This window comes from Microbacterium sp. 5K110 (assembly GCF_005774735.1).
In the GTDB taxonomy this organism is placed as follows: domain Bacteria; phylum Actinomycetota; class Actinomycetes; order Actinomycetales; family Microbacteriaceae; genus Microbacterium.
In genome coordinates this window covers 25634-48101 of sequence record NZ_VBUM01000009.1, presented here as the reverse complement: position 1 = coordinate 48101, position 22468 = coordinate 25634, and the positions used below count along the sequence as shown (strand labels likewise).

Below are 22468 nucleotides of genomic sequence, written 5' to 3'. Positions count from 1 at the left end.
GCTGTGCGGCCGCGAGGTCTAGACGGCGACGACGCGCTGCCGCTCGGGGCGCCAGCAGGCGATGACGTCGTCGCCGGGAGAGACGGTGGCCTCGACGGCGTCGAGGCGTGCACGACCCCTCGCCTCGCCCGAGCCGAACGCCAGCATCGCGGTGCGATACGAGCCCATGTACTCGACGTCGGTCACTCGAGCGGGCGCGCGGTTGGCGCCTTCGGGGATCTGGTCCGGCGTACGCGCCAGGCGGACGTCCTCGGGGCGGACGATCACCGCGGCCCGCGAGCGGACCCCGCGATGGCGGGACACGGACGCGGGGTCGACGTGCCACGTGTGTCCTTCCCATCCGGTCGTACCGTCGCCGACACCGCCCTCGAGGGGGAAGACGTTCGAATCGCCCAGGAAGCGCGCGGTGAAGAGCGTCTCCGGCTCGCGATAGAGCTGCTCGGGCGTACCGACCTGTTCGATGTGACCGGCGTTGAACAGCGCGATGCGGTCCGAGAGGTTCATCGCTTCCTCTTGGTCGTGGGTGACGAAGACGAAGGTCGACCCCACCTCCCGGTGGATGCGACGGATCTCGGTCTGCAGCGCGCCGCGCAGATTGCGGTCGAGGGCTCCGAGCGGTTCGTCCAGCAGCAGCGCTTTGGGGTCGAAGACGATCGCACGCGCGAGTGCGACGCGCTGCTGCTGTCCCCCCGACAGCTGCTGCGGATAGTCGTCGTCCCGCCCGGTGAGTTGCACGAGCTCGAGGACCGCGGCGACCTTCTCGGCGATCACGTCCCGCGGCATCCGTCGTTCGCGCAGCGGGTACGCCACGTTCTGCGCGACGGTCATGTGGGGGAAGAGCGCGTAGCTCTGGAACAGCATCCCCAGATCCCGTCGGTGCGGCGGCAGGGCCCCGACGTCGGCTCCGTTCAGCGAGATCGCCCCGCTGGTGAGTGTTTCGAAACCGGCGATGAGGTTGAGGGTCGTCGTCTTGCCCGAGCCGGATGGTCCGAGCAGTGTCATGAATTCGCCCGGAGCGATCGTGAGCGAGATGGCGTCGACGGCGGGTTGGTGGGCCCCGTACTGCTTCGTGACGTCCTGTAGGCGGATCTCGGTGCCCCGCCGGGTCCGCGTCGGCGCGGGGGCGGTGCGGCTCTGAATGGTCATCGGTGACTCCTTCTGGGCGGCTTAGCGACGCCGCGTTCGACGGACGAAGAGGGGCACGAGCAGCAGCAGGGTCACCGTGACCACGACGAGGCTCGACGAGGCCGCGATGGTCGGATCGACTTCGACGGTGACGGCGGTGTACATCTGCACGGGCAGGGTCTGGAACGTGGGGGAGCGCAGGAACAGGGCGATCACGACCTCGTCCAGGCTCGTGACGAAGGCGAAGATCGCCCCCGTGAGCACTCCGCGCCCGATCAGGGGCAGCGTGATGCGGAGGAAGGTCCGCGCGGGCGATGCGCCCAGGGAAGCCGAAGCGCGCAGCAGCCTTGCATCGAACCCTCCGAGCGAGCTCGTCACCGAGACCAGCACGAACGGAACGCCGAGAGCGGCGTGGGCGAGGACGTACCCCCAGACCGACCCGACCAGGTGCCACTGCAGGAAGCTGATGTACACGGCGACTGCCACGACGATCGCCGGTGTGACCATCGACACCATCAGCAGGGTGCGGAGGAACTGGGCCAGGCGTCCGGACAAGGCGTACAGCCCGACCGCGGCCGCGGTTCCCACCACGGTCGCCAGGAGCGAAGCCAGCACCGCCACGAGAAGCGAGTTGCCCAGCGACCCGATCCACTTCGGGTTGGTGAAGAAGTTCCGATAGAGGTCGAGCGACCATTCCCGCGGGGGGAATTGGAAGCTGCCCGAACCGCCGAAGCTCATCGGGATCACGAAGATCGTGGGCAGGACGAAGTAGAGCGCCACGGCGACGCCGATCACGATGAGCCACCACGGGATCGGATCGACGGAGCGATCGCGGCGACGCCGCCCGGGCCGGCCCGCGGTCAGCGTCGCCGTCTCGACGGCGGGTTCGTTCTGTGCGGTTGCCGCGGTCATGACCGGGTCCCCCCTGAGGTAGCGACGACACCGATCGCGGACACCGCTCCGCCCACGCGGTTGGCCCACCAGACCAGTACGAGCGTGACGACGAGGACGAGCATGCCCAGCGCGCTCGCGCCGGCGAAGTCGAGCAACTGTGTGGTGCGCTGTGCGAGAAGCTGCGCGATGAGCGACTGCTGAGGCGAGCCCAGGAGTGCGGGAGTGACGTAGAAGCCGAGACTCAACGTGAACACCAGGATGAGACCTGCCACCACTCCGCCACGCGACAGCGGCCAGTAGATCTTCCAGAAGGCGGCCAACGGGGTCGACCCGAGTCCGCGCGTAGCCAGGAGGAGTCGACGGTCGATACCCCCCAGTGAAGAGAACAGGGGCAGCACCATGAACGGGAGGAGGACCTGGCTCATCGCGATGGTCACACCGATGGGGGATCCCACGAGCTGGACGTCGCCCAGCCCGATCCATGAAAGGGCGGTGCTGACCGGTCCACCGCGCTGGAGGATCGTCAGCCACGCGAAGTTGCGGGCCATGACCGAGGTCCAGAAGGGGATGAGGACGATCACGAGCATCACGGCCCGCGTCGTTCCGCCCACCCGGGTCATCAGGTACGCATAGGGGTAGCCCAGAGCGAAGGCGACCACGGTCACGACGAAGGCCGTGGCGGCGGTTCGGCCGAGTACGGTCAGGGTCACGCCGTCGGTGAAGAGGTGCGCGTAGCTGTCCAGCGACCACGTCCCCCCTGCGCTGGGTGGGGTCTGGATGCTGCGGACGAAGCTCTGCCCGAGGGGGAGGAGGAGCACTCCCGCGAGAAGGGCCAGCGCCGGCACCAGGAGCAGCCAGGCTGCTCGTGGTCGTCGGGGGTGTGATGTCGTCATTGTCCTCTCCCGGGACGGCTCATGGGGCGAGAAGTGTGCTGAGGCGGTCGGCGGAGTCGCGAAGCAGCCGGACCTTCGGCGATCCGGATTCCCGGGGCGGCAGCATCGCACTCGTGCCGATGAGGGCGAGGGCTGCCTGGGTGTCGTGCGCGCCGAAAACCGGCGCCGCCACGGACGACAGCCCGACGCGCCCCAGATCGCCCCAGGCGAGGCGGTCCTTGCGCACGCGGGACAGCTCGGCGGCTTCGTGCGCCGATTCCTTGAGCCCCAGGCCGGAGTGCGCGCGGCTGACGATCTCGGGGTCGCTCTGGAAGGCGAGGAGGACGCGGGACTGCGCCGCGCGCACTTCGAGGTTCGTGCCGACCCTTACCGTGAGGATGATCGTGCCCCGGTGCGCCTCCTCGACGAGGGTCACGACCGCCCCCGTCCTTCCCAGAAGGCTCAGCACGCACGTGGACTCGGTCGCGTCGGAGAGCTCGCGCATGATCGCGGGGGCCATACCGAGGATCTGCTGGCGCCCCGAGATGAGTGCGGCGAGCTGATCGAACAGGGGGCCCAGGCCGTAACCGGCGTCGAGGAATCCGGCTCCCTGCAGGGACTGAAGGTATCGGTGCGCGGTCGACCGGTTGAGGCCGAGGCGCTCCGCGACCATCGCGGGGGTCAGGGCGCGGGTGTTCTGGTCCAGGAGCGCGAGAACGGCCGAGGCCCGGTCGATGGACTGGATCGCCCCCCTCTCGGCATCCGGAAGCGGCGATCGGGTCTCCTCGTCGGGAGCGGGGTGCGCGGTCGGGATCGGGTTCCCGGACGGGGGCACGATCCTCTCGCTCCGCGTCGGGGATGCCACCGCGTCGCCGATGACGTCGAGATCCATGCCCACCTCCTCATCGAGTGATCACTGCGTTCGCATTACAGGCGAACCATTCAGATTATGAACGCTAGGCCTGGGCGCCGGAGGTGTCAAGAGGGGAAATCCCGCTTTTCTGACCGCCGACATTCACGGTGGACAAACCGGAATGTGTGTCATATCGTGAACGCCACTACTCACAATACGAACGGGAGGTCGTCCGATGTCCACGTCAGACGCACATGCCACTCCGTCCTACACGGCTACTGCGCCGACGGCGGCGCTGTTGAAGGTCATCGACGGCGCCGTCGATCTGCACACCCACTCGGGCCCCAGCCCGTTCCCCCGACGACTGAACCACGTCGAGGCGTCGCACGATGCGGCGCGACTGGGAATGCGCGCGATCCTGATCAAGTCGCACCACCACAACACCGTGATGGATCTGCTGGCGATGCGCGATCTCCTGCGCGACGCCCCGACGCCGGCTTACGGAGGTGTCGCGCTCAACTCCGAAGTGGGCGGGATCAACCCCTCGGCCGTCGCCGTCGCGATCCAGATGGGCGGACGTGCCGTGTGGGCGCCGACGGTGTCGGCCAAGCAGCACATCGATGCGCACAGCCACGACGACGGGTTCCCCACGACGGGGTCCGACCTGGAGGAGCGCGAGGAATCGATCTTCGACGCGAACGGCGACGTCTCGGCGGACAGCATCCGCGTCACGCAGCTGGTCGCCGAGGCCGACATCCTCCTCACCGGCGGTCACCTCGACGTCGAGTCGCAGAAGGCCTGGTTCGCGACCGCGCAGGAGAACGGTGTCAAGAGACTCCTCCTGCATCACCCCGACTTCATCATCGGCGCCGACGGGCACGACGTGGAGGAGATCCTCTCTTACGGCGCCTACGTCGAGCACGAGATGTCCATGTACCATCCGGGCGTCCCAGCGCCCGGATGGCCGATCTCCCGACTCCTGGACTGGATCGATCGGATCGGCCCCGAGCGCACCGTTATCGACTCCGATCTCGGCCAGCGTGACAATCCGCCCCCCACGGAGGGCTACCTCTACGTGGTGCAGGCGCTCCTCGATCACGGCGTCTCGGAGAAGGACATCCGCCGCATGATCGTGCACAACCCCGCCTACCTCCTCGGCCTCGAGGACTCGCCCGAGCCGGAGAAGCAGACCGGCAGCCGCGTCCTCCCGTGGTCGGGTGCCCCGCAGGGCAAGGCGTAGGACACCCCGTGCGCATCGCGGAGAAGGTGATCATCACCACGGCCGTCACCGGCAGCGTCAACGTCCCCTCGCAGAGCGACCACTTACCGCTGACGACCGATCAGGTGGTGCAGGCCGCCCTCGAGGCCGCTGCCGCGGGTTCGGCGATCATCCACCTGCACGCCCGTCACCCCGACGGGCGCCCGGCCTGGGAGGCCGAGATCTACGAGCAGATCGTGCCCAGGATCCTCGAGCAGGTCGATGTCGTCATCAACATCACGACCGGCGGATCGTCGCAGATGACGATGGAACAGCGGCTGGCCGGGGCCAACCGGTTCGCCCCGGAGTTGGCGAGTCTGAACATGGGCTCGATGAACTTCGTGTACTCGGGCATCGCGGACAAGGTCACGACGTGGAAGCACGACTGGGAGAAGCCGTACGTGCTGGGCACGTACAGCCACCCGTTCATCAACAGCTTCGACCGCATCGAGCAGACGCTGCGCGAACTCGGTGAGGGGCGCGGCACGCGCTTCGAATTCGAGTGCTACGACATCGGACACCTCTATACGCTCGCCTACTTCGTCGACAAGGGTCTGGCCCGACCGCCGTTCATGATCCAGGGGGTCTTCGGCATCCTGGGCGGCATCGGAGCCGATCACGCCAACCTCGAGCACATGGTGCGCATCGCCGACAAGCTGTTCGGGGACGAGTACTTCTTCTCCGCGTTCGCGGCGGGGCGCGCGCAGATGCAATTCGCGACGCACTCGGCCTGGCTCGGCGGACACGTGCGGGTCGGGCTCGAGGACAGTCTCTGGATCGGCCGAGGACGACTGGCCCGGAGCAACGCCGAACAGGTCCAGAAGATCCGCGCCGTCGTCGAGGACCTCGGCAGCGAGATCGCCACCCCCGACGATGCCCGCCGCATGCTCGCCCTCAAGGGCGCGGCCGGCGTCACCCTCTGACCGCTGAGACATCCAGGACCACCATGCACAAGCAATACGCGGCGGATGACATCCGTTCGACGCTCGAGAAGACCGCCCCCACCGTCGAGGTCGACCCGTCGACACCGATCAAAGCGTCCCAGTGGATCGAGTTCCTCACCCGGGAACCGTCCGAGACGACGCCCCGGGGGAGCAGGACGTGGCTCGCGCGCAGCGCGACGCTCGTGGTGGCGTACACCACCGCCAAAGCCGGCGACGTCTTTCCCCGTGTCCACCAGCCCGACGAGTACGCCGTTCTGCAGTACTCCGGGAGCGCGCCGCTGCGCGTGCGTGCCGGATCGGATGCCGCCGAGATCGATGAGGAGGCCTTCGTGGTGGTGCCGCCCGGCGACTCCGCGATCGAGATCCTCGAGGACGGGATCCTCATCCGACTCTTCTCGGTCGTCGCCGATGATCTGCGCACCGCCGCGCTGAACGCGGACGCGTACGCCGAACCTGACCTGCGCGCGGCGCCGCTCGGACAGTGGCCGGATCCGGTCGACGGGTATCGCCTGCGGGTGTACCGCCTCGCGGACACCCCGATCGCGCCCGGCCGCTTCGGGCGCATCTTCCGGACCTCCAACCTCATGGTCAACTTCCTGGCCGAGGAGCCCGAGCCGCGTGATCCGCGCAAGCTGTCCCCGCACTTCCACGACGACTTCGAGCAGATCTCGCTCGCGGTCCAGGGCCGCTTCGTCCACCACATCCGCTACCCCTGGGGCCCCGACTCGACCCGGTGGCGTCCGGACAAGCGTCGCGAGATCGCCACGCCGTCGATCTGCGTCATCCCCCCGCCCACCGTGCACACGACGCAGGGCGTCGGGCCGCACCAGCAGCTCATCGACATCTTCTCGCCGCCGCGCGCGGACTTCTCCGCGTCGGGCTGGGTCCTCAACGCCGCCGACTACCCGGCGCGGCCGGGGCTCGGCATCCCGGAGGGGTACTGATGAGCGCGATGCGGAGACGGAGCTTGTTCCGTGCCGCCCTCGCACGCGAGGACGCCCTGCCGTTGGGGACGTGGGTCAAGCTGCCCGCCGTCGAGAGCATGGAGCTCGTCGCCCTCGCGGGCTTCGACTTCGCCGTGATCGACCTCGAGCATTCCGCCATGGACCTCGAGACGATGCACCGGCACATCGGAATCGCGCTGTTGACCGGGGTCGCCCCGATCGTCCGCGTGCCTTCGCTCGACGGAGGCATCGTGCAACGCGTGCTCGACGCCGGCGCCGAAGGCATCATGCTTCCCCACGTCGACACCGTGGAGCATGCCCGCGCGGCGGCGTCCGCGGTGCGCTTCGCGCCGCGCGGGAGCAGGGGAGTGGGGTCGACGAGCCGGGCCGGCGCCTGGGGCGCACTGTCCCGCGAGGAGTATCTCCGGTACGGCAACGAAGAAGTGGTGCTGATCCCTCAGATCGAGAGCGCGGACGCGGCCTCCGCGGCGGGCGCGATCGCGGCGGTCGACGGCGTCGACGCTCTGCTCGTGGGCGCAGCCGATCTCTCGACGAGTCTGGGGCGCTCCGAGACGGATGCGACGGTGGTCGATCTCGTGTCCGGTGTCGTCCGCGCCGCACACGCGGCGGGGGTGGCGATCGGCAACGCCGGAGGGGCGACAGCGACTTCGGTCGAATCGGCGGTGCGGACCGGGTTCGACTTCACCATGATGAGCAACGACGCGAGTCTGCTGGGGGCGGCGGCGAAGGCGGCCGTCGACGCCGGCAGGACGGTGCGCCGGTGATCCCGAGCACGATGCTGCAGGTGCGCTGGGCCGACACCGATCAGTACGGGCACGTCAACAACGTCGCCGTGGCGCGACTCGTCGAAGAGGCCCGCATCCGCCTGTTCGGCCTGCCCGACAAGCCTGCGCAGGCACCCCCGGGACGGGCGCCGGCACTCGCGGTGCTGGGGAGGGGGACCTTCACCGTGACGGCTGCGCAGCGCGTGGAGTACACCTCGGAGATGCCCTATACCGGGGGTGGCGTCCGCGCCGAGGCGTGGCTGTCCCGGATCGGCACCCGATCGCTCACGATCGACTGCCGCCTGCTCTCCGACGACACCGCCCTCGAGTACGCGCGTGCTCGAACGACCCTGGTGATCATGGACATCGGGGGGCATCGACCGCGCGACCTGACCCGCACCGAGCGAGAGGACCTCGCCCCCTATCGGGCCGAGCCGCTCGCTTTCCGAGACTGACGGAGGAGAACCTGATGAACACACCATTGCTGAACGACAAAGCGGTGCTCCTGATCGGTGCGAGCACGGGTATCGGACGCGAGGCCGCGCGCGTCTTCGCGGAGGAGGGTGCGCGGCTCGTGCTGGCGGCGCGGTCCGCCGACGCCCTCGAGGAGATCGCCGACGACCTGCGTTCCGATGGACACGAGGTCCACCTCGTGGTCGGTGACGTGACGTCGCCGGCGGACGTCGCCCTGATGGTCGACGAGACCGTGTCCCGCTACGGACGATTGGACGGTGCCTTCAACAACGCCGGCATCGGCCAGCTCGGGCTCCTCCACGAGGTCTCGGAGGAGGACTTCGACCGCGTCATGGAGGTCAACGTCAAGGGCATGTGGCTCTGTCTGCGCGAAGAACTCCGCGTCATGCGGGTCCAGGGCTTCGGCTCGATCGTCACGACGTCCAGCGTCGGCGGCTACAAGGGCAACACCGGTCTCGGCGCCTATCAGGCGACCAAGCACGCCGTCATCGGGCTCACCCGGAGCGCCGCGCACGACAACGGCGGCCTCGGCATCCGTGTCAACTCCGTCGCGCCCGGCCCGACCCGCTCGGCCATGATCGACGCGATGCTGGCCGACGACCCGCACGCGATGGACAGGCGCCTCGCCACGATGCCGTTGCACAAAATCGGAACCGGGGTCGAGGTCGCCAACGCCGCGGCGTGGCTTCTCAGCGACCGGTCGAGTCACACCACCGGTGTCGTGCTTCCCGTCGAAGGGGGGATGACCGCGTGAGCGCCCATGATCACGTCGCTTCCGCCCACGGAGTCGTGCGGGCACCGGATGCCATCCACTTCGGCAGGGGAGCGCGAGCCTCGCTCGCCGCGGCCGTCGCCGAGCTCGGTGGGCGCGCGCTCGTCGTGGTGGACCCGTTCCTGGCCACGACGGATTCCTTCGCCGAGTCGCTCGCCGCGCTCGAGGGGGCGGGGGTCACCGTCCGAGTGCACGCCGATGTCGTTCCGGAACTGCCCGTCGACGATGTCGTCGCCGCCGCGGAGGCCGCGCGCGGCTGGCGACCGGACGTCGTCGTGGCGTACGGGGGCGGGTCCGCCCTGGACCTGGGGAAGCTCGTGGCGCTTCTGCTGTCCCAGCCCGGCCCTCTCTCCGACTACTACGGCGAGAACCGGGTGCGCGGACCGGTGCTGCCGATCGTGGCCGTTCCGACGACGGCGGGCACGGGTTCGGAGGCGACGCCCGTCGCCGTGGTGTCCGATCCGGAACGCGAGCTGAAGGTGGGGGTGTCGGATGCCGCTCTCGTCCCCCGTGTGGCCATCGTCGACCCGGACCTCACGACCGGCGTCCCCGCGCGGGTGACGGCGTATTCGGGTATCGACGCGATCGTGCACTGCGCGGAGTCCTTCACCGCGGTCCGCCGTGAGCCGGTGTGGGCGGAGCGGCTCCCGATCTTCGTCGGACGCAACCGGATGAGCGCGCTGTTCGCGCTGGACGGCCTGTGGGCGATGGGGGGTGCCCTTCCGCGCGCGGTGGCGGACGGCGCCGACCGCGAGGCGCGCGAGCAGATGGCGTGGGGGAGTCTGCTCGGGGGCCTCGCGTTCGGGTCGGGGGGAACGCATCTCTCCCACGCGCTGCAATACCCGATCGGAGCGATGACCCATACGCCGCACGGCCTGGGGACCGGTCTCATGCTGCCGTACGTGCTGCAGGCGTGCCGCGCCGAGACGTCGCCCCAGCTCGCGGAGATGGCCGTCGCCCTTGACGTCGCGAGCGGGTCCGAAGCGGACGACGCTCAGGCCGCCATCGACCGTCTCGCCGAGATCTGCCACGCCATCGGGCTGCCCGCCTCGCTCGCCGACCTGGGTGTCACGCGGGCGCAGTTGCCCCGGATCGCGCAGCTCGCCGCCGGCGTGACCCGACTGGCCGCGCTCGCCAGCCGGGAGGCGACCCCCGACCTCCTCGAGCGCATCCTCGACGCCGCGTACGACGGCGACCGCTCTCGTCTCGTCTGACCCAGAAAGTGACAACCATGGACTACCGTTCCGATCTGTTCATCGGCGGGGCGTGGCGCCCCGGCGGCGGTGGCGACACCTTCCCCGTGCTCGACCCGGCCGACGGCTCGACGATCGCGCACTTCGCGATCGCCTCGCTCGACGACTGCACCGCGGCCGTCGATGCCGCCGCGGTCGCCTTGCCGGAGTGGTCGGCGACCACCCCGCGGGCCCGGTCGGAGATCCTTCGCCGCGCATTCGACATCCTCACGGCGGAGAAGGATGCCTTGACCGAGGTCATGGTGCGCGAGAACGGGAAGTCGTGGGCGGACGCGGCGGCTGAGGCCGCTTACGCGACGGAGTTCTTCCGGTGGTTCGCCGAGGAGGCCGTGCGTGTCCCGGGAGACTTCCGCCTGTCGCCGAACGGGGACAAGCGGATCCTCGTCACCCGCGAACCGATCGGCGTGTCGCTGCTGATCACGCCGTGGAACTTCCCCGCGGCGATGGCGACGCGCAAGCTCGCGCCGGCGCTGGCGGCGGGGTGCACGACGGTGCTGAAGCCGGCGCGCGAGACGCCGCTGACGGCGGCATACATCGTCGATGTGCTGACGCGGGCGGGCGTTCCCGACGGCGTGGTGAACCTCGTCACGCCGGTGCCCACGGGTCCGGCGGTGGCGCACATGATGCATCACCCCGCCGTCCGCAAGCTCTCGTTCACCGGGTCCACCGAAGTCGGCCGGTTGCTGCTGCACGAGGCCGCCGACACCGTCGTGTCGACCTCGATGGAGCTGGGCGGGAACGCGCCGTTCCTCGTGCTACCGGGGGCGGACGTCGACGAAGCGGTCACCGGCGCCATGCTCGCCAAGATGCGCAACGGGGGCTCCGCGTGCACCGCGGCCAACCGGTTCTACGTGCACTCCTCGGTGCACGACGAGTTCGTGGCGAAGCTGGAGGCCGAACTGGCCGCGGTGTCCTGGGGCAGGGGCCTCGACCGCGAGAACACCCTCGGCGCTCTCGTCTCGGTCGCCGAGCGCGACAAGGTCGCCGAGCTCGTCGTCACCGCCCGGAGCGAGGGCGCGCGCATCGCGCTCGGGGGCGAGGTCTCCGACTCCGGTGCCTTCTACCCGCCGACGCTCCTGGTGGGCGTCGAGCACGGGTCGACGATCAACAGCACCGAGATCTTCGGACCCGTGGCAGCCGTCGTCCGGGTCGACGACGTCGACGAGATGGTGCGCATGGCGAACGACACCATCTACGGACTGATCGCCTACGTCTTCGGTGAGGAGGCGATCGCGTTGCGCACCGCTCTCCGTCTGGAGGCGGGCATGGTGGGGGTCAACAAGGGCGTGCTGTCGGATCCGGCGGCGCCCTTCGGCGGGATGAAGCAATCCGGGTTGGGGCGCGAGGGGTCGAGCGAAGGAATCCTGGAGTACCTGGAGGAGAAGTACATCGGCATCGCTCCCTGACCGCCCGCAAGCGGTCCCCTTCGCGGGTCGGCACCTGCCGCGATCAAGGCATGGCTGCCACTTTGGACGACGCCCCGACCCGCCCGAAGGCCCGCCTGGCGGCGAGGGTCCCCGACGGCCGCCGCGCCCGCGCTCCTCGTCGGGGTCCTCGCCACCGTGCTGTCGTCACGATCCGGCTGCTCGTCGCCCTGTCAAACTCCTTCGCGCACCACACCGCCGACCTCGTGCCGGTGGACGAGGGCGCACGCGTCATAGGGGACGCGGCGGTCCGTCCGTTCCCCCGTCGTCCACCTCACGGATGCCGACACCCCGTATCGTGTGCGCGACGCCCCATCCCCCAGGGAGGTCCGCATGACGACGACGGCCGCACCGCGGAGGCTCTCGCGAGCGGGAATCGTGGGAATCGCCGTCGGCGCCGTCGCGCTCATCGGGATCGGGGTCGGCGGGCTGGTCCTGTTCGGCTGGATGGTCGACGAGACCCATTTCGATCGTCCCAGTGCCGAGTTCGATGCCCTCGAGACCGAGGTCCTCGCCCTGCCCGGCGTCGAGACGGTCGAGAAGGAGCGATGGGTGGAGGCTCCGACGTTCGCGAATCCGACGTCGTCGATGCGGGTCACGCTCGACCGGGCCGCGTTGCCGTCGCTCCTCGACACCGCCTGCTCGAGCGGCTACCCCGACCCCGTGATGTGGGGGCTCGCGGTGCGCACACCGTCGGACGCGGAGGTGTCGGTGTTCGCCGATCCCGTGACGTCCGCCCCGTCTCCGGGCTGCCCCGACTTCGGGCTCGATCTCGTCGCCACGGTCGACGCCCTCGACGCGCTCGCCCCGGGTCGGAGCATCCAAGCCGCGATCTGGGAGAACGGGCGACTGTCGTTCTCCGACCTGTTCGACGTCGGCAGCGATGTCGCGGGCATGGTGCCGCTCGTCGAGGCGGCCGACGAGCTGCGGCGGACCGCCGGCGTCGACCCCGACGCGGAGGTCGAGATCAGCGGACCGATGTTGACCGCGGTGGTGGCACCCGGCGACGCTTCGGCCTACGCCGCCCTGCTGCGCACCCTCGTCGACGACTACGGCGTGACGACCTTCTGGGACGGCGCCGGCGGGGGCACACCGATCGACGGCGTCGCGAAGACCCAGGTTCGGTGCGACCCGGAGGATGCCGCGGCCGTCGAGACCGCGATCCGCGCGTCGGGCCTTCCCCTCGCTGATGCGCCCATCCTCTTCCGCGAGGACTGAACGGCGGCTCCGAGGTGTGCGGGCTGGCGAAGGGTGGGGCACCCCTCCTCCACACCATGCGCTGCGGGGGAACTGTCCCCATATTGCCTCTGGGGCCGGGTTGGATGTCGGAGGCCTTCGTTAGCATGCATGCATGTCTTTCGATCGCCCTCCGACACCACCCGATGACGGGGCTTCGGCCCTCTCCTCGGTGCTGGTCGAGGTGCGCGGAATGGATGCCGAACTCGCCTCCGCCGAAGCCCGACGCGTGCGCGCGCTGGCCCGGGCGGGGCACCTCGCCCTGGACGCGTCTGCGGGGGTGCGGGCGTCGGCGAGGGCGGCGGAGTTGGCGTTGCGGGAGGTCGCATCCGAGATCGCGGCGGCATCCTCCCTGTCGGATCGGAGTGTGCAAGCGCAGGTCGGTCGTGCGATGACCCTCGCCGATGACTTCCCGGTCACGCTGGATGCGTGGGAGGCGGGGGCGCTGACCCGCGCGCACGTCAGGGTGATCGTGGATGCCGGGCTGCCCCTGCCGTCCGAGCGGCGGCACGAGTTCGACGTCCTCGCCGTCGCCACCGCCGACGGGCTGAGTCCGGGGCGGTTGAAGACCCGGTTGGCCGCCCTGGCCGAGTCGCTGCAGCCCACGACCCTCACTGAACGCCACCACCGCGGCCGCGACACCCGGTGCGTGCGCGTGGTCGCCGGAGAGGACGGGATGTCCGACCTGATCGCGACGCTCCCGACGGTGCTGGCGGTGGGGATCTACGACCGGCTCGTGCAGCAGAGCGCCGCGATCGTCGACATGCGCCGAGACGCCGCACGCGGTGATGCGCCTGCGGGTGCACGCGCGGACGGCCGCGCGTGCGGCGACGAACGCGGTGACCGCGCGGAGACCGTGACGACTCCCGCGCCCGATACCCGGACCGCCGATCAGGTGCGCGCGGACATCCTCGCCGACCTGCTGCTGACCGCCGCGCCCGACGCCGACCCCACCCGTGGCGACGACGGCCCCGGCGCCCTGGGCGCGATCCGGGCACGGGTGCAGGTCGTGGTCCCGGCGTTGACGATGCTGCGCCCCGGGGCGGAGAAGTCCGACCCCGCCGACCTCGTCGGTCACGGCCCCATCGACGTCGGCACCGCCCGCGCCCTGGCCGAAGCCACCACCCTGCCCTGGGACCGGGTCATCACCCACCCCGTCACCGGAGCCGTCCTCCGCACCGACACCTACCAGCGCACCACCGCGATCGACCGGCACCTCCGCGCCCGCGACCGCCACTGCCGGTGGCCCGGCTGCGTCGCCCCGGCCGTGCGCTGCGAAGTCGACCACACCCACGACTGGGCGCTCGGCGGACCCACCGACGTGCGAAACCTCGCCCCCCTCTGCCAAAGACACCACACCCAGAAACAGTTCACCCGCCGGACAGTCCGACAACTCCCCGGCGGGGTCCTCGAGTGGACCTCTCCGACGGGACGCGTCTACACCGACGAACCCCTCCCCTACACGCCAGCGGTCCGATTCCTCCCCGACGACCCAGCCCCACCACCACCAACCGCCGCCGATGAACACGAACAGACACCGTTCTGAGCGGGCCAACGGGCGCGGCGTCCGCGCCCACGCCATGCACCCTCACGCCATGCACCCCCACGGCGACACCACGAAACGGTCTGCGCAATCCCCGCCTCGCAGACGTGCGAAGTGGCACGCTCTCAGGATGGACGCCACCGCCGACGACGCCACTGCCGACACCGTTGCGCCGGCCTCGCGCGTCGACCCGGACGCGCGCCATGCCCACGCGCTGGTCGTCGGCGTCGTGGCCACCGTGCTCTTCGTCACGCTGCGGCTCGTCGTCGCCCTGTCCAACTCCGCGCCGCTACCGATCGACGCGGCGTGGGACGGCACGATGTCCTCGCTGGCCTCGCCCGTCGGCGTGATCATCGCGTGGGTGCCGGCGATCGTGGGCGGCACGATCGGCATGATCCTCATCGGTGTCGCCACCACGATCGTCTTCCTGGTGCGCCGTCGGCCCTGGGATGCGCTCAACGTGGCGGCATCCATCGCCCTCGTCGTCGCGATCGGGGCACCGATGGCCGCGGTCATCGCGCGGTCGCGCCCCACCCATTCGCTCGCCGAGACCGTGGCTACGTCGTTCCCCTCCGGCCATACGGCCGTGGCCACGACGATCGTGGTGACGCTCGGTCTCATCCTCCGACGACGGTGGGTGTGGGTGGGGGGAGTGTTCTGGGTCGTCCTGATGATGTGGAGCCGGACGTACCTGCACGCGCACTGGTTGTCGGACGTGACGGCCGGCATGCTCGAAGGCGTCGCCGTCGCCACACTCGTCTGGGCGGCCGTCGAAGTAGCGAGAGAGCGGCGAGCGCAACGGGCTGCGGCCGCCACGGCCTGAGCGATACGGTGCACGGATGACTTCCGCCAGCGCAGCGGCCGACAAGGCACAGGATTCCACCGCTTTCCGCGTCGCCGCACGCGTCGGGTACGTCGTGCTCGGACTCCTCCACCTGCTCATCGGCGTGATCGCCATCGCGATCGCCACGGGCGGAGCGGGCGACAGCGCCGACCAGTCCGGGGCTCTGCAGCAGGTGGCATCCGCTCCCGCCGGTCTGCTGCTGCTCTGGGTCGTCATGGTCGGTCTCGTCGCCCTGGCGATCTGGCAGATCAGCGAGGCCATCGTCGAGCGGAACCCGGATGCCAAGAAGCGCTGGGGTTCCCGCGCGAAGTACGTCGGTACGGCGGTCGCGTACGCCGCGATCGCCGGCACCGCGTTCACGGCGGCGATGGGTGGTCGCTCGGAATCCTCGGAGTCCACCCAGAACCTGAGCGCGAGTCTGCTGGCGGCACCGGGCGGCGTCTTCCTGCTCGTCGTCGTCGGCTTGGCCGTCGCCGCGGTCGGAGTCGCGTTCGTCGTCCGCGGGATCACCCGCGCCTTCCTGAAGAACCTGTCCGTTCCGAGCGGGCCCGCGGGACGTGGCATCCGGGTCTTCGGAACGGTCGGTTACGTCGCGAAGGGCATCGCCGTCGGTGTCGCCGGAATCCTGTTCGTCGTCGCGGCGCTCACGCACGACCCGAACGCCGCGACCGGGCTCGACGGGGCCTTGCGCTCACTGGCCGGACTGCCGTTCGGGCAGGTCGTGCTGTGGCTCGTCGGCGCGGGGCTCGTCGTCTACGGGCTGTTCTGCTTCGCCCGGGCGCGCTACGCCCGGATGTGACGCGCGGGGGCACCTCGCTAGTGTTCTGAGGGTCACCCGAAGACCGGGGCACCGTTGCCCCCACCCGTTCCGCGCCCCATGGAGCCCGTCATGACCGACGCCCTGTTCGACTACTTCACGGCCGGCGAATTGCCGACGCCGACCCTCCCCGCCGGCGAGGCCGTCGCTCTGTTCCGTCACGCCCACGGCTTCGACATCCAGGTGCAGAGCCTTGGGAGTCAGCAGGACCAGAACTTCCTCGTGCGCCCCGCCGACGGCGGCGATCCGATCGGTGTCCTGAAGATCAGCAACCCGGTCTTCAGCGAGTCGGAGATCGAGATGCAGGATGCCGCGGCCGCCGCGGTCGCGCGGGCGGAACCCGGACTGCGCATCCCCGAGATCGTCGCAGGGCCCCGCGGCCCCCTCGCCGGCTGGTGGGAGACCAGCCAGGGCCGGCTCCACGCCCGGGTGATCTCGTTCGTCCCGGGCTCGACCCTCACCGGCTCGGGCTACCTCGCGCCGCGCACGGTCGCGCGTCTGGGTGAGCTGGCGGCCGCCGTCAGCGTCGCGCTGGCGGGCGAGACGCATCCCGCCTCGGGGCGCGTGCTGCAGTGGGATCTGCGCCATGCCGAGCGCGTGATCGCCGACATCGCGGCCTCGGAGCCGGATGCCGAGGTGCGCGAGTACTGCGCCGCCGCCACCGCCGCTGCGCTCGCCGCGCTCCACCCGGTCGCCGACGCCCTCCCGCGGCAGCTCGGCCATTTCGACGTCACCGACGACAACGTCCTGCGCCCGCACGGTGTCGACACGCTTCCGGACGCCGTGATCGACTTCGGCGACGTCATCGAATCGTGGGCCGTGGGCGAGATCGCGGTGACGGTATCGTCGGTGCTCCATCACGACGGCGCGACGTCCGCCTCGACTCTGCCCGCGATCGCGGCGTTCGACCGCCGCCGTCCGCTCTCCGACGACGAGATCACGGCGCTCTGGCCGCTGGTCGTGCTCCGCGGGGTCGTCCTGGTCCTGAGCGGTCGCCAGCAGGTGCGGCTCGACGACGCGAACGACTACGCCAGCGGCGCGCTCGATCGCGAGTTCGAGATCCTCCGTCGGGCCATCGCCGTGCCCATCGAGGTCGCGACGGCGCGGATCCGTCACGCTCTCGGACGCGACGTGTCCGACGCGCCGGCGTGGGGAGGCGCATCGCTCCTGCCCGCCGGGGTGCGGCCGGTCGTCCTGGATGCCACGACCCTGTCCCCGCTCGCCGACGAGGGCGCGTGGCTCGCCGCCGACGCGCTCGAAGTCGCAGCGCAGCGCCTGATCGACGGCGGTGCCGATGCGGTGGTCCTCCCCGCGCTCGTCCCGACGCTGCTCGGGGCCCCCTCCCGCACGCCGGAGGAGCCCGCAACCGTCCCCACGGCCGCGTCGGTGTGGTTCGCCGAGCCGACGACCCTCGAGCTGCCCGACGGCGCCCTGTCCGTGCGGGTGGGCGATGGCATCCCGAACTCCTCCGCGGACGTTCCCGCGCGCACCCGCGTGCGGGTGCTGCTCACGTCCCTCGATCCCGCCGACGTCCCGGACGCCGTGCGCCCCAGCGACCTCCCCGGCTGGCGCGCCGTGATCGGCGACGCGACCCCCGCGCTCGGCGTCGCCGCGCCGGAGGCCGCCCCGGACGACCTCCTCGAGCGCCGCGAGGCGGTCGTCGCCGAGGTGCAGGAGCACTACTACTCGCGGCCGCCGCGCATCGAGCGGGGCTGGCGCGAGTACCTCGTCGGCGTGGACGGTCGCGTCTACCTCGACATGGTCAACAACGTCGCCTCGGTCGGGCACGCGCACCCCCGGATCGCCGCCGCGGTGTCGCGGCAGACACGGTTGCTGAACACCAACTCGCGATTCCACTACGCCGCGATCACCGAGTACGGCGAGCGGCTCGCGGCGACCCTCCCCGACGAGCTCGACACGGTGTTCTTCGTCAACTCCGGCTCCGAGGCCGTCGACCTCGCCATCCGCCTCGCGATGGCCGCGACCTCCCGCCAGGACGTCGTCGCCATGGCCGAGGCGTACCACGGCTGGACCTACGCCAGCGATGCGGTCTCGACCTCGATCGCCGACAATCCGCACGCCCTCGAGACCCGCCCCGACTGGGTCCACACGGTCGACGCCGCGAATTCGTACCGCGGTCGCCACCGGGGAGCGGATGCCGCCCGCTATGCCCCCGAAGCCGTCGCGCGGCTCCGCGCGCTCGCCGCCGCGGGGCAGGCGCCCGCGGCCTTCCTCAGCGAGACCTTCTACGGCAACGCCGGCGGCGTCGCCCTGCCCGACGGCTACCTGCGCGAGGTCTACGCCGCCGTCCGCGAGCTCGGCGGACTCGCGATCGCCGACGAGGTGCAGGTCGGCTTCGGTCGCCTCGGGTCGTGGTTCTGGGGCTTCCATCAGCAGGGCGTCGTGCCCGACATCGTCGCGGTCGCCAAGTCGATCGGTGCCGGCTTCCCGCTCGGCGCGGTCATCACCCGCCGCGAGATCGCGGATCGCTACCGCACGCAGGGCTACTTCTTCTCCTCGACGGGAGGCTCCCCGCTGTCGTCCGTCGTCGGCATGACGGTGCTCGACATCATTAAGGACGAGGGGCTCCAGGAGAACGCCCGTGTCGTCGGCGGACACCTCAAGGCCCGTCTCGAGGCGCTGGGGGAGCGGCATCCGCTCGTCGGCACCGTGCACGGCTCGGGGCTGTACCTCGGCCTCGAATTCGTGCGCGACCGGGAGACCCTCGAACCCGCGACCGAGGAGACCGCCGCGATCTGCGACCGGCTGCTCGAGCTCGGCGTCATCATGCAGCCGACGGGCGACCACCAGAACGTGCTGAAGATCAAGCCGCCGCTGTGCGTCTCGCGCGAGTCCGTCGACTACTTCGCCGACATGCTCGACCGGGTGCTGTCGACCGGGTTCTGATCGCGCAAGCCCCGCACGACGCGAAGCTCGGGGGAGTACACCGGGAGGAGCCACTTCCCACCCGAGAGGAGCCCCCATGCGTGGAGTCATCATGCACGCCGCCGGAGACGTACGCGTCGAAGACCGAGACGACCCGACCATCCAGGAACCGACGGATGCCATCATCCGTCTCGCCGCGTCGTGCATCTGCGGGTCCGACCTGTGGCCGTACCGCGGGTCGGACGAGGTGGATGCCACCCCGATGGGCCACGAGTACGTCGGCGTGGTCACCGAGATCGGTGACGCGGTGAAGAACGTGAAGGTGGGCGATTTCGTCGTCGGCTCGTTCATGGCATCCGACAACACGTGTGAGATCTGCCGGGCCGGATACCAGTCGCGGTGCGTGCACGTCGTCCCCATGGGGCGCGTGGGAACGCAGGCCGAGTTCGTCCGCATCCCGCTCGCCGACGGCACTCTCGTCGCGACTCCGGGTCAGCCCGACGCCGATCTCATCCCTTCGCTGCTGGCCGCCTCCGATGTGCTCGGCACCGGCTGGTTCGCCGCCGTGGCGGCCGAGGTCGGCCCCGGGAAGACCGTCGCGGTGGTCGGCGACGGTGCGGTGGGGCTCCTCGGCATCCTGGCCGCGAAGCAGCTCGGCGCCGAGCGCATCATCGCGATGTCGCGCCACGCCGACCGGCAGGAGCTGGCCCGCCGCTTCGGGGCGACCGACATCGTCGAGGAGCGCGGCGACGAGGGTATCGCGAAGGTCAAGGAGCTCACCGACGGGCTCGGCGCGCACTCGGTGATCGAAGCCGTCGGGACGCAGCAGTCGATGGAGCAGGCGATCCGGTCCACTCGCGCCGGCGGGCACATCGGCTTCGTCGGCGTCTCGCACGACGTGACGCTCGAGGGACAGGAGCTGTTCCGTTCGGCCGTGCACCTCCACGGCGGTCCGGCGCCGGTGCGGCGTTTCCTCCCCGAGCTGATCCAGCTCATCTGGGACCGGAAGATCGACCCGGGCGCGGTGTTCGACCTGACGCTGCCGCTCGAGGACGCCGCCGAGGGCTACCGTGCCATGGACGAGCGCCGCGCCACCAAGGTCCTGCTGACGGTCTGACCGCATGCCCTGTTTCGGGGACCGGATGCCGCGGCGTGCGAGGCCCCGCGGCCGTCTGCGCCCGCGCGCAGGCCGCGGTCTCAGGGCGTGAGCACCGTCACGCCCGCCTCCGCCAAGGCCTCCGCGAGGTCGGGGGAGGGCGGCGCGTCGGTGATGAGGTAATCCGCCATCTCGAGCGTTGCGACCTGGGCGAACAGGCGCCGGTCGAGTTTGGTGGAGTCCGCGAGGATCGCGGTGCGATCGGCGCGCTGGATCATCTCGCTCATCATCGTGGCGTCGCCGAGGTTGCTGGTCGAGAAGCCCGAGGCATCCACAGCTCCGACGGCGATGAGGGCGTAGTCGCACCGGATCTCGACGTCGGGGCTGTGCGAGCTGGTCGCCAACGTCACCGGGCCGGTCGTGGCTTGAGTGATCGTGCGCACGGCGCCGCCGAAGATGAACAGGTCGCGGAAGACCTGCGGCGAGATCTCCGCCGGTATGCGGAGGTTGTTGGTCGCGATCGTGAGGTTCCGGTGATTGCGGAGGGCTCGCGCGACGGCCAGCGTCGTGGTGCCGGCGTTCAGCACCACTACGGAGCCGTCCTCGATGAGGTCGGCGGCGATCGTGGCGATCTTCTCCTTCTCGGCGATCTGCATCTGCAGACGGACGTCCAGGCCGCGGTCGCGGCCGGGGACCGACATCGCACTGACCGCGCCGCCGTGGGTGCGCACGACGATTCCCTCGCGATCGAGCTGGTCCAGATCCCGGCGTACGGTGTCGATCGAGACGCCGAAATGCGAGGCCAGGTCGACGACGGTCACCTGTCCGGATTGAGCGACATAGGCGGCCAGTTCGGCCTTCCTGCCCGCCGGAAGCCGTCTCTTGGTCGTGTTCGTGGTGCCCTCCATGCCGTCATCTCTAGCACAGAGCCGCACGCGGCACGAGGTATTTTCGGCTATTTCAGCATGAAACGGCACAGATAGGCCGCTTTATGCAGGTTTGGATGCCACTGCGTGCCGTAATGATCACGAATGTGCATCGGAGACTTGACGCGTGCCGCAGACCCGCGCATACTCATGCTGAAAGATGCAAGAACGCGCAGAACAGCGCGAAATACAGCAGATCTCAATGAGGAGAAACGATGGACAACAGCGGGCGCGGGCGTCGGAACGCCATCAAGCTCGTCAGTGCCGCCGCGGCGGCCACGACCCTCCTGGCGATGGCGGGGTGCTCGTCGAACTCGGACGCTCCCTCCGGCGGCGGAGACGTCACTCTCGAGTTCGCTCAGTGGTGGGAGCCGGAACTGCCCGACGGCCAGTTCCGTGCGCTCATGGACCAGTTCGAGCAGGAGAACCCGGGCATCAAGGTCGACCTGGTCAGCGGCCCCTACGCCTCGACCAAGGAGCAGCTCTTCGCCGGCGCCGCGTCGGGCACCATGCCCGACGTCGTGGGCCTGGACGGTGCCTGGGTCAGCGACTTCGCCAAGCAGGGCGTCATCGCCGACATGTCGAAGCTGATGAGCGACGCGGGCTACGACGACAGTCAGCTCGCCAGCCAGATCCAGGTCGACGGCAGCACCTACATGATCCCTGTCATCAACTTCGTGTACCCGATGTTCACCAACGACGCGCTGCTGTCGCAGGCGGGCGTCAGTGCACCCCCGTCCACGCGCACGGAGTTCGCCGACGCCGCCAAGAAGATCAAGGCCCTCGGCGGCGATGTGTCCGGCTGGGTGCTGCCGCTGTCCCTCGAAGCGCCCAACGGCGTGCAGAACGACGTCATGTCCTGGGTGTGGGCCTCCGGCGGGTCGATGCTCAAGGACGGCAAGCCCGACCTGACCAACGCCGACGTCACGTCGGCGACCGCCTACATCCAGCAGCTCTGGAACGACGGGGTCATCGCACCCGGATCCTTCACGATGAAGGAGCAGGACAAGGTCGAGGAGTTCACCAACGGCCGCGTCGGCATGATGATCGACTCGCTCGCGCACATCAACCTGATCCGCGAGTCCAACCCCGACCTGACCTTCTCGATCTCGGCGATCCCCGCCGAGGACGGCTTCACGGGTGAACGCGGCATCCCTTACGCCTCGTGGGGAATCGGTGTCGCCGAGAACTCCGAGCACAAGGATGCCGCCTTCAAGCTCGTGCAGTTCCTGATGGGCAAGGACGTCAACGCCGAGCTGTCCACGATGGCGAAGGCTTTCCCGGGCAACACCGAGGCCGTGCCGACCTTCGTCGAGGACGACGCCCTGTTCAAGACCGCCTTCGAGATCTACAAGGCCGGCTACCCGGCCAACGAGTTCACGGGCCTGCCCGTGGCCGAGGAACTCATGCGCCAGTTCGGCCAGCAGTTCCAGTCCGCGCTGGACGGTCAGCAGTCGATGAGCGACGCGCTGAAGAAGGCCCAGGACGAATGGACGTCGGAGTTCTGATCCGACGCTGACAC

20 protein-coding genes are annotated in these 22468 nt (G+C 70.0%); 15 read left to right on the top strand and 5 right to left on the bottom strand.

Annotated elements, in window-relative coordinates; genetic code table 11:
• Positions 1–18 precede the first annotated feature (18 nt).
• Genes FE256_RS04310 through FE256_RS04295 form a run of 4 tightly spaced genes read right to left on the bottom strand, consistent with a single transcriptional unit; the run spans position 19 to position 3783 of the window.
• On the bottom strand, positions 19–1146 hold the full coding sequence (locus FE256_RS04310; RefSeq protein WP_138173126.1) for an ABC transporter ATP-binding protein: 1128 nt from the start codon (positions 1144–1146) through the stop codon (positions 19–21).
• Between the two features lie 21 nt (positions 1147–1167).
• Positions 1168–2037 (bottom strand): ABC transporter permease, encoded by an 870-nt coding sequence (locus FE256_RS04305; RefSeq protein WP_138173124.1) that lies wholly within the window; start codon positions 2035–2037, stop codon positions 1168–1170.
• Positions 2034–2912 (bottom strand): ABC transporter permease, encoded by an 879-nt coding sequence (locus FE256_RS04300; protein ID WP_138173122.1) that lies wholly within the window; start codon positions 2910–2912, stop codon positions 2034–2036. The genes FE256_RS04305 and FE256_RS04300 overlap by 4 nt, the downstream gene beginning before the upstream one ends.
• Before the next feature lie 19 nt (positions 2913–2931).
• The gene (locus FE256_RS04295; protein ID WP_138173120.1) at positions 2932–3783 is read right to left on the bottom strand and encodes an IclR family transcriptional regulator; all 852 of its coding nucleotides are present in this window, start codon (positions 3781–3783) and stop codon (positions 2932–2934) included.
• Positions 3784–3979: 196 nt separating this feature from the next.
• Between FE256_RS04295 and FE256_RS04290 the strand changes: the two genes are divergently transcribed.
• The 14 genes from FE256_RS04290 (at position 3980) to FE256_RS04225 (ending at position 20041) form a co-directional block, all read left to right on the top strand.
• The gene (locus FE256_RS04290; protein WP_212743473.1) at positions 3980–4984 is read left to right on the top strand and encodes a DUF6282 family protein; all 1005 of its coding nucleotides are present in this window, start codon (positions 3980–3982) and stop codon (positions 4982–4984) included.
• 8 nt (positions 4985–4992) lie between these two features.
• Complete coding sequence (gene kce, locus FE256_RS04285; RefSeq protein ID WP_138173118.1) at positions 4993–5925, top strand: 3,5-dioxohexanoate:acetyl-CoA acetone transferase; 933 nt, start codon at positions 4993–4995, stop codon at positions 5923–5925.
• A gap of 23 nt (positions 5926–5948) precedes the next feature.
• Entirely contained in the window at positions 5949–6890 is a 942-nt protein-coding gene (locus FE256_RS04280; protein ID WP_138173116.1) for a cupin domain-containing protein, read from the top strand.
• Entirely contained in the window at positions 6890–7675 is a 786-nt protein-coding gene (locus FE256_RS04275; protein ID WP_212743472.1) for an HpcH/HpaI aldolase family protein, read from the top strand. The genes FE256_RS04280 and FE256_RS04275 overlap by 1 nt, the downstream gene beginning before the upstream one ends.
• Complete coding sequence (locus FE256_RS04270) at positions 7672–8130, top strand: acyl-CoA thioesterase (RefSeq protein ID WP_138173114.1); 459 nt, start codon at positions 7672–7674, stop codon at positions 8128–8130. The genes FE256_RS04275 and FE256_RS04270 overlap by 4 nt, the downstream gene beginning before the upstream one ends.
• 14 nt (positions 8131–8144) lie before the next feature.
• Positions 8145–8903 (top strand): SDR family NAD(P)-dependent oxidoreductase, encoded by a 759-nt coding sequence (locus FE256_RS04265; RefSeq protein WP_138173112.1) that lies wholly within the window; start codon positions 8145–8147, stop codon positions 8901–8903.
• Positions 8900–10135, top strand: a complete 1236-nt coding sequence (locus tag FE256_RS04260) for an iron-containing alcohol dehydrogenase (RefSeq protein ID WP_171024194.1) — start codon at positions 8900–8902, stop codon at positions 10133–10135. The genes FE256_RS04265 and FE256_RS04260 overlap by 4 nt, the downstream gene beginning before the upstream one ends.
• Positions 10136–10152: 17 nt before the next feature.
• Positions 10153–11580 (top strand): NAD-dependent succinate-semialdehyde dehydrogenase, encoded by a 1428-nt coding sequence (locus FE256_RS04255; protein ID WP_138173108.1) that lies wholly within the window; start codon positions 10153–10155, stop codon positions 11578–11580.
• A 351-nt stretch (positions 11581–11931) separates the two neighbouring features.
• Positions 11932–12816 carry a hypothetical protein gene (locus FE256_RS04250; RefSeq protein WP_138173106.1) on the top strand — a complete coding sequence of 295 codons (885 nt, stop codon included), beginning with the start codon at positions 11932–11934 and terminating at the stop codon, positions 12814–12816.
• 133 nt (positions 12817–12949) lie between these two features.
• A complete protein-coding gene (locus tag FE256_RS04245; protein ID WP_138173104.1) occupies positions 12950–14380 on the top strand; it encodes an HNH endonuclease signature motif containing protein in 1431 nt (476 codons plus the stop codon).
• Between the two features lie 127 nt (positions 14381–14507).
• Positions 14508–15200 (top strand): phosphatase PAP2 family protein, encoded by a 693-nt coding sequence (locus FE256_RS04240; protein ID WP_138173102.1) that lies wholly within the window; start codon positions 14508–14510, stop codon positions 15198–15200.
• 16 nt (positions 15201–15216) lie between these two features.
• Positions 15217–16020 (top strand): DUF1206 domain-containing protein, encoded by an 804-nt coding sequence (locus FE256_RS04235; RefSeq protein WP_138173100.1) that lies wholly within the window; start codon positions 15217–15219, stop codon positions 16018–16020.
• 90 nt (positions 16021–16110) lie between these two features.
• Entirely contained in the window at positions 16111–18945 is a 2835-nt protein-coding gene (locus tag FE256_RS04230) for an aminotransferase class III-fold pyridoxal phosphate-dependent enzyme (RefSeq protein ID WP_138173098.1), read from the top strand.
• A 76-nt stretch (positions 18946–19021) separates the two neighbouring features.
• Complete coding sequence (locus FE256_RS04225; RefSeq protein ID WP_138173096.1) at positions 19022–20041, top strand: zinc-dependent alcohol dehydrogenase family protein; 1020 nt, start codon at positions 19022–19024, stop codon at positions 20039–20041.
• A gap of 80 nt (positions 20042–20121) precedes the next feature.
• Here the strand turns inward: FE256_RS04225 and FE256_RS04220 are convergent, their stop codons facing one another.
• Complete coding sequence (locus FE256_RS04220) at positions 20122–20928, bottom strand: DeoR/GlpR family DNA-binding transcription regulator (protein WP_138173094.1); 807 nt, start codon at positions 20926–20928, stop codon at positions 20122–20124.
• 233 nt (positions 20929–21161) lie between these two features.
• Between FE256_RS04220 and FE256_RS04215 the strand changes: the two genes are divergently transcribed.
• Complete coding sequence (locus FE256_RS04215) at positions 21162–22454, top strand: ABC transporter substrate-binding protein (RefSeq protein WP_138173092.1); 1293 nt, start codon at positions 21162–21164, stop codon at positions 22452–22454.
• The last annotated feature ends 14 nt before the right edge of the window (positions 22455–22468 follow it).